Origin of the sequence: Vibrio sp. Vb1127 (assembly GCF_033338735.1) — a bacterium.
In the GTDB taxonomy this organism is placed as follows: domain Bacteria; phylum Pseudomonadota; class Gammaproteobacteria; order Enterobacterales; family Vibrionaceae; genus Vibrio; species Vibrio alginolyticus.
Window position 1 is genome coordinate 723,319 of the sequence record NZ_JAWOTF010000001.1, and the last position, 12,999, is coordinate 736,317.

General features: G+C 45.1%; 14 protein-coding genes. 7 read left to right on the forward strand and 7 right to left on the reverse strand.

The genetic code is table 11. The features are described from left to right. Positions 1–47: 47 nt before the first annotated feature. Positions 48–1,358, reverse strand: a complete 1,311-nt coding sequence (pncB, locus tag R7H07_RS03140) for a nicotinate phosphoribosyltransferase (protein WP_206958708.1) — start codon at positions 1,356–1,358, stop codon at positions 48–50. A gap of 298 nt (positions 1,359–1,656) precedes the next feature. On the opposite strand from pncB, the gene R7H07_RS03145 reads away from it, so the two are divergent. The 4 genes from R7H07_RS03145 to R7H07_RS03160 all read left to right on the forward strand — a co-directional run bounded on the left by R7H07_RS03145 (position 1,657) and on the right by R7H07_RS03160 (position 4,502). Then, on the forward strand, positions 1,657–2,382 hold the full coding sequence (locus R7H07_RS03145; RefSeq protein ID WP_005373953.1) for an NUDIX domain-containing protein: 726 nt from the start codon (positions 1,657–1,659) through the stop codon (positions 2,380–2,382). 32 nt (positions 2,383–2,414) lie between these two features. Beyond that, positions 2,415–3,068: an isochorismatase family protein gene (locus R7H07_RS03150; RefSeq protein ID WP_053307171.1), complete on the forward strand. Its 654-nt coding sequence runs from the start codon at positions 2,415–2,417 to the stop codon at positions 3,066–3,068. A 29-nt stretch (positions 3,069–3,097) separates the two neighbouring features. Further along, positions 3,098–3,454, forward strand: coding sequence for a VOC family protein (locus R7H07_RS03155; protein ID WP_025768007.1), 357 nt, complete (start codon positions 3,098–3,100; stop codon positions 3,452–3,454). 154 nt (positions 3,455–3,608) lie between these two features. Then, positions 3,609–4,502, forward strand: a complete 894-nt coding sequence (locus R7H07_RS03160) for a DMT family transporter (RefSeq protein WP_005373960.1) — start codon at positions 3,609–3,611, stop codon at positions 4,500–4,502. Here the strand turns inward: R7H07_RS03160 and R7H07_RS03165 are convergent, their stop codons facing one another. Beyond that, the gene (locus R7H07_RS03165; RefSeq protein WP_054576166.1) at positions 4,503–5,243 is read right to left on the reverse strand and encodes a DNA-binding transcriptional regulator YciT; all 741 of its coding nucleotides are present in this window, start codon (positions 5,241–5,243) and stop codon (positions 4,503–4,505) included. It lies immediately after the preceding gene. 217 nt (positions 5,244–5,460) lie between these two features. On the opposite strand from R7H07_RS03165, the gene R7H07_RS03170 reads away from it, so the two are divergent. Then, a complete protein-coding gene (locus R7H07_RS03170; protein ID WP_005388723.1) occupies positions 5,461–5,940 on the forward strand; it encodes a peptide-methionine (S)-S-oxide reductase in 480 nt (159 codons plus the stop codon). 38 nt (positions 5,941–5,978) lie between these two features. Here R7H07_RS03170 and R7H07_RS03175 read toward each other — a convergent pair whose 3' ends face one another. The 4 genes from R7H07_RS03175 to R7H07_RS03190 form a co-directional block, all read right to left on the reverse strand. Continuing rightward, entirely contained in the window at positions 5,979–7,034 is a 1,056-nt protein-coding gene (locus tag R7H07_RS03175) for an NAD(P)H-dependent flavin oxidoreductase (RefSeq protein ID WP_033906298.1), read from the reverse strand. A 187-nt stretch (positions 7,035–7,221) separates the two neighbouring features. Continuing rightward, positions 7,222–8,625, reverse strand: coding sequence for an ethanolamine permease (gene eat, locus R7H07_RS03180; protein ID WP_005373969.1), 1,404 nt, complete (start codon positions 8,623–8,625; stop codon positions 7,222–7,224). 11 nt (positions 8,626–8,636) lie between these two features. Continuing rightward, the gene (eutC, locus tag R7H07_RS03185) at positions 8,637–9,521 is read right to left on the reverse strand and encodes an ethanolamine ammonia-lyase subunit EutC (RefSeq protein WP_064354513.1); all 885 of its coding nucleotides are present in this window, start codon (positions 9,519–9,521) and stop codon (positions 8,637–8,639) included. Continuing rightward, the gene (locus R7H07_RS03190) at positions 9,514–10,926 is read right to left on the reverse strand and encodes an ethanolamine ammonia-lyase subunit EutB (protein WP_053349343.1); all 1,413 of its coding nucleotides are present in this window, start codon (positions 10,924–10,926) and stop codon (positions 9,514–9,516) included. The genes eutC and R7H07_RS03190 overlap by 8 nt, the downstream gene beginning before the upstream one ends. A gap of 184 nt (positions 10,927–11,110) precedes the next feature. Between R7H07_RS03190 and R7H07_RS03195 the strand changes: the two genes are divergently transcribed. After that, entirely contained in the window at positions 11,111–12,061 is a 951-nt protein-coding gene (locus R7H07_RS03195; protein ID WP_033906296.1) for a helix-turn-helix domain-containing protein, read from the forward strand. A gap of 44 nt (positions 12,062–12,105) precedes the next feature. Here R7H07_RS03195 and R7H07_RS03200 read toward each other — a convergent pair whose 3' ends face one another. Further along, entirely contained in the window at positions 12,106–12,633 is a 528-nt protein-coding gene (locus R7H07_RS03200) for a TetR/AcrR family transcriptional regulator (protein ID WP_033906295.1), read from the reverse strand. A 122-nt stretch (positions 12,634–12,755) separates the two neighbouring features. Here R7H07_RS03200 and R7H07_RS03205 point away from each other — a divergent pair, with 122 nt between their 5' ends. Further along, positions 12,756–12,977, forward strand: a complete 222-nt coding sequence (locus tag R7H07_RS03205; protein WP_017635120.1) for a hypothetical protein — start codon at positions 12,756–12,758, stop codon at positions 12,975–12,977. Positions 12,978–12,999: the final 22 nt, after the last annotated feature.

A 12,999-nucleotide genomic window follows, 5' to 3' on the forward strand; every position in this document is an offset into this window, starting at 1 on the left:
ATTTGTCGTAACGATAGAGGGTGCTTATCATGGAGAGAAGATAACGCCTACGCGTCGATGAGATAATTTTGACCTTCAGTTTCTAAACGATCAATCATTTTACGACACTCATTTAAATCAAGAGGTTGTTCAAAGCGGCGCTTGAGATTCATCAAAAAGAAGATATCTTCACACATGGCTTTCTCAGGTTCGTCACTGATTTTGGCGACCGGTGAACCATTGCACGTGACCATTTTTATCACGATAGAAAGTGGCTGGTAGGCTTCACCATCTTTATTGACATAATCACCCATATCATTGGCAAGAAAAGTACCGATACCAAAACTCACCTGAATACGTCCTTGGAAATACTCGCAAATATCTAACGCTTGTTCGAAGTTAAGTCCGTCGGTAAACACCAGTGTTTTTGTTAATGGGTCTATATTCAGCGACTGGTAGTGTGCAATCATTTTTTCACCCCAGCTATAAGGGCAACCACTATCGTGACGTACACCGAAGTACGCGTTACTTAGTTCTTCATCAAAGTCTTTAAGGAAAGCATCGATACCAATCGTATCGGTTAACGCAATACCTAGTGCACCGTTAAACATTTTTTGCCAACGTTGCAACGCCACTTTTTGCGAATCTCGCACATTCACCAGAGCTTGGTGTCCCATAAACCATTCATGAGCAACCGTGCCGATAGGCGTCAAGTTTAGCTCTTTTGCTAAGTGATAGTTGCTTGTTCCTGTCAAACATTCCGGCACTTCCTGGCACAAATATTCCAGCATAGTGCGCTGAGCTTGGAAGGAAAAACGTCGACGCGTCGACATGTCAGAAAATTTAAAGTTAGTGATGTTACGACGTTTTAGTTCCGACTTTAGGTGCCGAATTTTCTCTTCTAAAACAGTGGTAAATTGCACAACAGGGATATCTGACCAACGCTGACGGCTACGAACTTCAGACACGATGCTCATGATGACCGTTTCGTACAAGATGGTATCTCGCCACAAACCGTTAATGGTAATTCTTAACTGGCTTGAGCCATCAGCCATGGCTTTATTATGGAAAGAGACATCACTTTGTGGGTTGAAACGGAAATGGCGCAGTGCATCAACAAAGTCAGGATTCAGGTAAGGCGCAACACGCTTAATATATTCAATTTCTTCTTGCGTAAATTGAATATCTTGCAGTTTAAGGACTTCGGCTTTTACCTCAGGCAAAAGCTCAGAAAGGTCTTCCTCACTGCGCACGATAAACTTATATGACACCATCGCATCAGGGTAAAGCGCTGTTACAGCACTCATCATATTGACTTTGTAGACATCGAAATCCAAAGCGCTTTGAATGATGCGGGAAGAAAATAGTTTGGTGGTCATTAGGTGCCCTTCTACATGCCCTTCCTGGGTATATAACTTTTTGTTACTAACTAATTTGCGTAAACAATAAACACCCATCTATAGTTTGTCAACTTTTGTTACTAACCACTCATTTTTATAAGGTTTTTTTGTCTAGAATTCGAGCAAGCATTGTGAATAAGTCAGAGTCATCCGTAAATTTATGCTCAAACCGTATTACGAACACTACCAAAAACGTTTCTAACAACTCGTTACTTACCCATTGATTGACCACTTGTTATGCGCTAGATTACTTACAAATCAATATTAGGACCCAACCATGATCGTATCTGTCGACATTATTCCATTCAGGCTATCTGGCTGTGCCGATAAGGGATTGGAAGTGTTGTTGATTAAACGTTCAAATCCAAATCGGCCATACCATGGAGTCTGGGCACTACCGGGCGGATTTGTCTTTGATAAAGACTTAACCAGTGAAGGCGGACGCCCGGCCGATGAAAACTTTGAAGCGGCGCGTCGCCGAATTTGCCGTGAGAAAATCCATACCTACCCTCGCCATTTTAGCGAAGCGTTTATCGACGGTGATCCAAAACGCGATCCAGAAGACTGGAGCTTAAACATTACGCACTACGCCTTAGTTGATCGTAACAATGTAGAGCAAATAAATAATGCAGGTGTACCGGAATGCCAACTTAAATGGTTTTCGCTACAGGCTATTCTCAATGGAGAAGAGACTCTCGCATTTGATCATCAAAAAACCATTGAAAAAGCGTGGCAAAAGCTTCGTGCATCCATTGAATACACATCGGTTCTTTTGTTTGCATTAGACAAAGAGTTTTTGGTTGCGGACATCATTTCTGCTTATCAAGAGTTTGGTATTGATATCAGCCGAATGACGATTAAGCGCCGCTTGATAGATTCAGGCGTACTAAAACCCACTAATAAAGTCGCTTCAACCAACAAAGGCAAAGGTGGAAAACCCGCAATGGTATATACGCTGACTAGCGACGAAGTAACCTTTTTTCAAAACTGTTTGCGTGGATAAACGCAGACAATCAGACAGACAAGGAGTCTGCCATGACTGTTCGAGTAAACTATCAAACTACAGCAGTGATCGACGTTGATCCAGAGAAAGGCTTTAGTGAGTTATGTCCAGATGAACTGCCCGTTGCAGGTGCGTTGGAAATCGTACCGGAACTTTTGAACAATCATGCCAAAGGCCGATTAAAACTGGTCAGTCGTGACTTACACCCACCAAAAGCAAAGTGGGATGCAGAATCGCCATCCAATATGCTTGAGCCCGTTGGTTTACCGAATGTGGATATAAAGTGGAACCGTCACTGTGTGCTTGGCACAACAGGTTCTGAGCTGCTAGATGGCTTACCACCCGTGTTGGACTATGATTTTCAAGTTAATAAAGGTATGGATCCTGACGCACACCCTTACGGTATTTTTTTCCATGATATTGCCGACACCAAAACGACAGGCGCGCATGAATTTCTAAAGTTCAACGGGATTGATACCTTAGTTATCGGTGGCCTTGCCTTAGACTTTTGCGTGAAAAAATCCGTCATGCAAGCGCTGGAACTTGGCTACAATGTGGTAGTTAATCTTGCTTCAACTCGTGCGGTGCTGCCTGATAATGTAGAGAATGTGCTGACAGAGCTCAGAGATAATGGCGCATTATTTGTCGAAAAAGCGGACGACATCATCGTAGAAAAGTTCGCCTAGAAACGATAGTAACCGAGAAGGATTTCACCATGCATCAACATGAAAAATTGAATTACGTTGAATTTGGTTCCACTAATGTCAGTGCGACCAAACAATTTTTTGAGCGTGCTTTTGACTGGAGCTTTACCGATTATGGTCCAGAATATTCTGCATTTTCAGGACAAGGGTTGGATGGCGGATTCTTCAAATCTGAGTTTATAAACCAAACCGCAAATGGTGGCGCACTTTTAGTATTTTATAGCTCAGACATTCAGGCCACTCAGACAAAAGTAGAGCTGCATGGTGGAAAAGTTATCCGCCCTATTTTCGAATTCCCCGGCGGCTGTCGATTCCACTTCACTGAACCGAGTGGAAATGAATTCGCAGTATGGTCAGAGAGCCATTAAGTCATCACAAATCAACAACACACCATCAACGTGAGCCCAAGCTAGCCAGATCCGGAACTGGCATTACATTTCTGGTTGACCTCATCCTTGGTTTAATTCACTGTTAGCGCAACAATTAATCGATGAGGCGCTAGACCTCGACCAAGGATGTCAAATGACTGCCGTCAGTTTTTTTCGCTTACTCTGCCTCGCTGCTATTTGGGGTGGCTCGTTTCTGTTTATGCGAGTCGCCGCCAACACATTCGGGCCGGCTTACTTAATCGAATTTCGAGTTACATTTGCCGCCGTCGCTTTGTTATTGATCGCCGTATATTTGAAGAAGAAACTCACGTTAACTGCGCATACTAAACACTTCTTTATTATTGGCTTATTCAATAGCGCAGTTCCATTTTTACTCTTTGCGTACGCAGCCCAGACACTGAATGCATCAACTTTAGCAATATTGAACTCAACCGCCCCAATATGGGGAGCACTAGTTGGCTTTGTTTGGTACCGCAGCCCACTCACAGCGAAATCTGTTCTCGGTATGCTAATAGGCATTGGAGGCGTTGCAGTCTTGGTCGGCTTAGATACTTCAACCATAGGTGAAGAAGCCATGCTCCCTATTGCCGCCAGTTTGATGGCTTCTTTCAGCTATGGCATTGCTACCAACTACACTAAAAATGCGCCACAAGTACCTGCTTTTGACAATGCTCACGGCAGCATGTGGGCGGCGGTTATTTGGGTACTGCCGCTGCTACCATTCTTACCAATGCGTGCAGAACCAAGTCATTTCGAATGGAGCTCTGTTGTCACGCTCGGCGTTGTATGCACAGGGTTCGCTTATTTGCTCTATTTCCGCTTAGTTTCTGATATCGGCCCAGCGTCAGCACTGACTGTCACTTTTCTTGTTCCTGTTTTTGGTATCTTATGGGGCTACTTGGTGCTAGATGAGCCCGTCGGTTCTAACACCATCATAGGAACAATTCTAGTGCTTAGCGGCACTATGCTAGTCACCGGTTTCTCCCCAACAGCAATGCTCGCGAAGCGAAAACGAAGCGTGGCTTAATCAGCCTAATATAACTTCCACACCTCGCTTTTTGATTTGTTCAAGGTCGCTTTTCGGAGCGGCTTTGTCAGTCAGCAGCACTGATATTTCGTCAGTATTACCAATTGATGAGGGATAAATTTGCCCAAATTTACTAGAATCCGTTAGAACAATATTGCGCCTTTTTTTCGCAATGATGGTTTCTGCGATCTCAGCACGCATCATGTCGCGGCTAGTAAAGCCAGTGTCTTGATGGAAGCCGTCAATACCCAAGAAGGCCGTGCTGAAATGAATGTTCTCAATACACAACTTAGTCAGCGGTCCGACCAAGCTCTCGCCTTGGTGCTGATACACGCCACCAAGCAAGATAATGTTGGCAGAAGTGTTACGGATGAGATGGGCGATATACGCCGATGGCGTAATGATGGTCACATCGCCGCGCTCAGCCAATGTCCGAGCCAACAACGCATTGGCACTGCCTCCTTCAATCAGCACTGTCTCATTCGGTGCGACCAAATCCGCAGCTTGGTTTGCGAGCGATTGTTTAATATCGAAACGTACTTCTAGGCGGGCATCAATGTCATCACTTTGCAACGCGGTAGCTGCGCCGTGAACGCGCTTTAGGTAGCCCTGTTGCTCCAGAAAGTTCAAATCCTGTCTGATGGTCACACCCGACACGCCAATGATGTCAGAAAGCTCTGTGACTTGAACGCGTTTACGGTCGTTCACTAATTGCAGGATTTCATTTTGTCTTGGGTTCACAGGTTCGCTCCTTATTGATGAGCTTACAGTATACTCACCTGATGTTTCATAAGAAAAGAACTTGAAAGTAAAAAGGAAAAAACGCGTGGTCTGATTAGCCAAGCTGTACCTTGCGAATATCGCTCCCATCAACAGATAATAGGGCAACGAAAATGGGATGGAAGAAGAGGGGTTAACTCCCTACATCCCAACAACGATAGAGACTAGGATAAAAGTAATGGAAGAAATTTACTTCGCAGGCGGCTGCCTTTGGGGCGTGCAAGAATTTATGCGCCACCTTCCGGGCGTAATCAACACAGAAGCCGGGCGAGCAAATGGCACAACGGATAACACTCAATCCGAATACGATGGCTACGCAGAGTGCGTGAAAACCCAGTTCGATGCTGAGCAAGTTTCGGTTGAAACTTTAATGGGGTATTTGTTTGAGATAATCGACCCTTACAGCGTTAACAAGCAAGGTGAAGACGTAGGTGAGAAGTACCGTACTGGTGTTTATAGCCAAAACGAACAGCATCTCACCATCGCGAAAGCGTTTATCGCAGCACGACCGGACGCCGACAAGATCGCCGTAGAAGTACTGCCACTCACAAATTATGTGCCAAGTGATGATGAGCACCAAGACAGACTCACAAACTTTCCGAATGATTACTGCCACATCCCATTAGATTTACTACATAAATACAGGGATAACTCGTAACCATTCGGTCAGCATCGCTTTAAAAGGCAAGATGCATATCAGTTTAAATCGATGCCTTCCACTAATGACAATGTCATTTCTGCCGCCGATATTTCCTTACAACCCGACGAGTTTTGTCCGCACCACAACGGTGTGAATTCATCTCGGTTTTGCTTTTCCATAAGCGCTCTTAGTTGAGCCATTTCAATGGAGGCGTATGGGAATTTCGGCGCAAACTCACTGATGTAGCCTAGCTCCGACATCGCGCGATTCACAATGCCTCTCGCTGGTCGGCCCGAGAAAACATTGGTCACTGCGGTATGTTGCGCGCGTTCACTGGCAATGGCATATCGATGTAAAGACGATGTTTTCGCCTCATCACACAACAAATAGACGCTGCCAACTTGAACGGCACTCGCTCCTAATCTCAACGCGGCTTCCACCCCACTTCTATCAGCGATTCCGCCTGCAGCAATAACGGGCAAATTCACCCGTTTGGCGATTTGTGGTAATAACGCCATCAAACTTAATTGAGTAGTTAAATCATCCGATAAAAACATACCTCGGTGTCCACCAGCCTCCAAGCCTTGGGCGATAATACCGTCAACGCCTTTTGCTTCTAGCCAAAGTGCTTCGTCCACCGTGGTCGCTGACGAAAGGATCTTCCCTCCCCACCCTCTAATTCGAGCTAACAGATCATCGTCTGGCAAACCAAAGTGGAAACTGATCACTGGCGGTGCAAATGGTTCAATCGCGTCAGCAATATCATGATTGAAAGGCATCCTTGTCGGAGCGTTTGGCTGAGCCTGAACGGTTGCATCAACCTCGGAAAAATACGGTTGCAGCGTTTTTTGCCACTTTTCGTGCTTGTTGGCGTCATACTCCGGCATTTCATGGCAAAAGAAATTGAGGTTAAACGGTCGGTTAGTTGCCTGCTTGATAAGTTGAAGTTCTTTTACGATGGCGTCTTTGTTCAGCATTCCACAAGGTAACGAGCCAAGCCCGCCAACATTACTGACGGCGATGGTCATTTGGCTGTCTTGCACACCGGCCATTGGCGCTTGAATAATCGGTAACTCTGTTCCCAAAAGTGTATTAAATACCTTGTTTATCATGATCTTTCCTTGAAAACTTAACCTTTACCTGTGATGGATCTGCGCCATCGTTATCCAGACTAGACTTTCACATGATTAAACACTTATAAAGTTAAAGTGATGCATTTGTGCGCTATGCACTTTTGATAGAAATGACAAAGGGAGCCTATGGCTCCCTTAATATGCTGAATAACAAGAATCAAAGTGACTATCGTACGACATCTGATTCAAGCTCTAGCTCTGCTACAGACAGCATGGCAAACTCTTCCTCGGCGGTTGCTGCCACCAGTTTGTTGCGGCTGTATAACCCATAATAAACACCACCGATAAGAAACAATCCCATTGTCATGAAAAAGGCTGAGGGATCAAAAGCATAAACACCTGTCATTGCGATCAAAGAAAGCACCAGAGAAATACTCGAAGTAATTATCCCACCAGGCGTTTTATATGGACGAGTTAATTCCGGCTGTTTAATTCGCAATAAAATATGGCTCAAGGACATTAATGCGTACGATACAGTCGCACCGACAACAGCCATCGCCAAGATTAAGTCCCCCTCACCCGTAAGTGAAACCAAGAACCCAAAAACGCCCGGAACCAAAAGCGCACGAGAAGGCACTTTTTTGTCACTGGTTAATGACAAAGTTTGCGGTAAATAACCCGCGCGGGAAAGCGCAAACACCAAGCGACTGTAACCATAAATGATTGAAAAGAAAGAAGCGATAAGGCCAGCCAATCCAAGTAAGTTCACGGCCATTGCTACCGTTGAATTGCCCGTAAGCTTTAGGGCGTCAACTAATGGCACCGCGCTATCGCCTATGACCTTTGAGCCAACCGCACCAGCCAAAAGGACGACTACGAGAGTTGCGGTTAGCAATAAAAACAGCATCGCACCAATGATGCCTTTGGGAACATCTTTTGCCGGATTTTTTGCCTCCTCTGCCGCTAAAGGCACACCTTCAACCGCAAGAAACAACCACATTGCAAATGGCAACGCAGCCCATACGCCATACCACCCAAACGGCAAGATTTCTGTTGCCTGAGCCGTCGCCGGAGCAATATCGAATAAGTTATTAACATCAAAGTGACCAATAAGCACAGCAGCAGTAATGAGAATAGCTAGCACAGCCAAACCGCTGATGACCATCATCACTTTGAGAGCTTCGCCAACACCTGCCATATGAATAGCGATAAAGACGGCGTAGAAAAGTGCGTAAACAACAGGGCCATCGATACCAACCAATTCATTCACGGCTGAGCCAATAAAAATCACTATCGCAGCAGGCGCGAGCGCATATTCAATCAAAACTGATAAGCCAGTGAAAAAGCCGCCTGTCGGCCCCATCGCCTGTCTTGCGAAGCTGTAACCACCACCCGCAGCAGGAATAGCCGCAGACATTTCAGCTAAAGACAATACTAGCGTGAAATACATTACTGCCATCGCGATAGCAGCAATAAGAAAGCCTCCCCATCCTGCTTGAGCGATGCCAAAGTTCCAACCGGCGAAGTCACCAGATATAACATACGAGACACCTAAGCCAGCAAGTAAAATCCAACCTGCGGTGCCTCTTTTTAGCTGCCTTTTGGCCAAGTACTCCTGATGTTTAGACATAGTAAATCCTTCTACTTTGATGAAATTAAAAAGTTGTCGCTGTGTTTATCTTCAACGCTTGCGCCACTTGGCTCATTGATATCTGAGCGATCTTTCAGATTCACTCCTGACAGTTGTAATTTTCGAGCTTCCTTGAGCAAGTAAAATGCGCGTTCACAGGCATCGTCATAGTTGAGCCCCTGAGGGCGCACATTGGAAATGCAGTTTCTTTGGGAATCTTTAGAGCCTCGTTTAGCCCCCCAAGTGAGATACATACCCATGCTATCCGGAGAAGTTAGACCGGGTCTCTCTCCAATTAAAACCAGCACGGCCTTGGCGTTAAAACATTCACCAACATCATCCCCTACCGCTACTCTTCCTTGCTTTACGATTGTGATAGGTGCGAATTTCCATTGATGTTCATCACCAGCGCTTAAAAGAGAAATCAATCGAGTAACAACAGGCACGGCATGGTTTTGAATTGCGACGGAAGAAAGTCCATCAGCAATAACAATCGCAAGATCAATGTCAGTGTTATGCTCATTTGCTATCGAGTTGAGCGTTTGCCAAGAAGATTCATCAAGCAGCCTTCCTAAATCGGGCCTTTGCAGGTACATAAGCCGGTCACTCACTTGACTGCTAACTATGACAGGAGGTTCTAAGGTATTTTCAAGAATCGAGTAAGAGTCCGATAAACCAGCAACGAGAGAGTCAACATTCAAACTGCAATGCACTGCATCCATAGCTTGGGCGTGATCCAGCTGAAATGAGAGTAACTCGTTGGTTGGTACACTGTTCCCGCTGCGACCCAGAGCGATCCGAGCAGAGGTGAAGTCGCGTAACTTGCCCCAAGGGTTATGTGTGACAACTTCAGACTCATCTTGTGGGGACTGAGCAATGGTGATTACTTTACCCATGAGAATACCCCTTATTCACTTGGTTAATTGCTCCCGAAAACGAGCGAGAGATTTGCTCACTTAACCGAACGTCTTGCACGCTCTCGAAAATCTGCATCTCCATTAACCATTGTTCAAACTCTGGTGCTGGCTTCAAACCGAGTACTTTTCTTGCGTAAAGGGCATCGTGAAATGAGGTAGTTTGATAGTTGAGCATGATGTCATCAGACCCTGGAATACCCATGATGAACGAGCACTCGGCCACACCTAATAGTGTCAGCAAGTTATCCATGTCATTCTGATCGGCATAGGCATGATTGGTGTAACAGATATCGCAACCCATAGGTAAACCAAGCAACTTCCCACAGAAATGATCTTCAAGCCCAGCACGAATGATCTGTTTGCCATCAAACAGATACTCAGGGCCAATAAACCCAACAACTGTATTAACCAACAAAGGATCGAACTGTTTCGCGACAGCATAAGCACGGGCTTCACAAGTCTGTTGATCGACCCCATGAAATGCATTCGCAGACAGCGCGGTACCTTGTCCGGTTTCAAAATACATCACATTGTTTCCTACGCTACCTCGATTCAAAGACAACGCGGCTTCATGGGCCTCTTTCAAAATCGACAAGTCGATTCCGAAGGTATCATTCGTCCCTTGCGTGCCACCTATCGACTGAAAAACGAGATCGACTGGTGCACCCATTTCAATGGCTTCGATCGTGTTCGTTACATGAGTTAACACACAAGACTGAGTCGGTATTTGATAGTGTTGAATCACCTCATCCATTAAGTTCATTAACTTGATAGCTTGAGGCACATTATCTGTTGCCGGATTGATACCGATAACCGCGTCGCCATTTCCGTACATCAGACCATCAAAAATGGTCGCTGCGATACCGTTGAGAGAATCAGTGGGATGATTCGGCTGTAAGCGAGTAGACAGGCGACTCGGCAAACCAATCGTATTCCGAAAAGCCGTGACAACTTGGCATTTTTTAGCAACGAGAATCAAATCCTGGTTGCGCATAATCTTACTGACTGCGGCCACCATTTCTGGTGTTAAACCTTGACGAATTTTAGCCAACGTTTCACCATCGGCTTCTTCACTCAGCAGCCAATTTCGAAAATCTCCGACCGTCAAGTGCTCAATCGGCTTAAAGGCTTCAAGGTCATGCGTATCGATAATTAGACGAGTGATATCGTCGCTTTCGTATGGAATAACCGCCTCGTTAAGAAACGTTTTAAGTGGTAACTCAGACAGCGCCATTTGTGCGACTACACGTTCTGCCGCTGACTGAGCACAAACCCCGGCTAACGCATCGCCTGAGCGCTCCGGTGTCGCTTTCGCCATCAAGTCAGCTAATGACTTAAAGGTATAGACTTTACTTCCTTGTTGCCGACGATAAGTTGCCGTCATTGCTCTTCCTCTTCACTATTTGGTTCGCTTTTTGCTGAACTATCAATAAGCTTTAAGAAAGTATTGCCAAATGTGTTCCGTAGCGTTATCAAAAACTGGCAACATTTATAAACCAATAATAAACAATGAGTTATGTAAATACTGCTCCAACATGACTCACAAAAAAGGAATGAGCATCACAAGGATGAGTAACCAAATACCCCAAACTGCACCAATGCTGTGCATCCATCACACTAAGGATGCAAACCAACAAGCTGCGAGTCTGATAAACTGGCAACAGGAATATGACCAACTCAGCGATGGTCGATTTTTAGGTCAAATTCGAGAACGACGATTTCCCAATTTCCATGTGTTTCGTGAAGACAGTAACCGCTCGCTAAGACAGCAATGCAGGGTTGAAGAGGGAGGTATTTGGTTGGGTTTGAGTGCGGAAAATAAGCCGCTACACCTAAATCACAGTCAGTTTAATTCAAGCCAACTTTTGCTTAGGCAAGGTGGCGCTGATTTTGAGTTAATGACACCGGAGCAGTTTTCTATCTATGGAATAGTGCTCGACAAAAACTTCGTTCACATCATAGAAAATCAACTTGAGCTTGGGAGTATCCAAAACAACACATTACACTTAACGGGTTTGACGGAAAAACACATTCAACAACTTAAATACTACTTAGGCACGTTACTTGGTTCCGCCGAGCCAAGATGGTCTGAAACCACACATCAAGCAATCTTAAAAGATATTGTGCTGGAGTTGTTCTCACTCAGTTCACTGCACACGAGCCATCCGATATCAAGCTCTCATCGTCAACACGTGATGCACCGTATAAAACAACAGCTACAGGATCTAGACTACCGTACACCGATAACCGTCAGTGAACTGTGTGACGCAGTACACGTCAGTCGTCGCACACTACAGTACACCTTTGAACATTGCTGTAATACTTCCCCAAAGCAGTTCATACATCGAATGCGCCTGAATCAAGTACGTAGAGTGCTACAAAGCCCTGAAGATAATCGAACAATTGCAGAAATTGCTTTTGACTTTGGTTTTTTCCATCTCGGGCAGTTCAGTCAAAGCTACAAGCGGCTATTTGGTGAGACGCCAACTGAAACGAGAAAATGGGAGTCCAGCAAATAAAATGACAGGCAGTATATTCTTTCAGATCCTGCGTTGGGGCCATGTTATGCAGTCGCAATGATTTGCTGAAACTTAGCATGAAACTCTTCAAGTGCCGCTTCAACATCCGGTTCTGCACGGCTCAAGTGCGAGATTAACGTCATAAAATAGCAGTCAAAAATCAGCGGTATTTTTCCCTCAAGGACGGAGCTTCCGTTTACAGATTGAAACAAAGCTTGGTTAAACGACTGATAATAATCCAAATCCCAAATCACTTCTTTCAACAAAGCTCGGCTCAGCTCAACGTTCGCAAAATAGTAGCGATAGTATTTCTCCGTCAGCGCCAAACCAATGTCGATATCGGTTTTACCTTCCACACTGACTAGCGTTTCTTGGCTGATCTGTTGCAGTTGCGCCAGCATCCCTTCGCGCAAAATCGACAGTTTAGTCGGGAAATGGCTAAACACTGTACCATCGGCTACTCCTGCTTCTCTCGCTATCTGCCTTGTGGTCGTCATGTCATAGCCATTTTGAGCAAAAGATGCCCATGCGGCTTTTAGAATTTTATCTCTGGTTTGTTGTCGCTTCGTCATTGATGTGTCTGCTTAATGAGCCTGAAAGGATCATACCTTGCGTGGTTGAGATTGACAAATTGAGCGCGCTCATTTATAAAATTGAGCATGCTCATTTTATATAAAAACAAAAGGAATCGCTCATGTACGTATTAAACAAACTAGGCCAAGGATTGATTTTCTTCCCGACCATCTTCTGCTTTTCGTATATTTTAAGACCGATATTAATGGTCATCCTTATTCCAGGAGGACTCGCACTTTTGGCGTTAATCGGTGGCGCAGAAGTCAGAGCGGAACTCAAAGCCATGCTGCTTGAGGAGTTTTTTGGCGTTAGCCCATCGCACACCACCTCGAAAAAGGCGTGAGTGCGCTACAAACGTTGGCAAG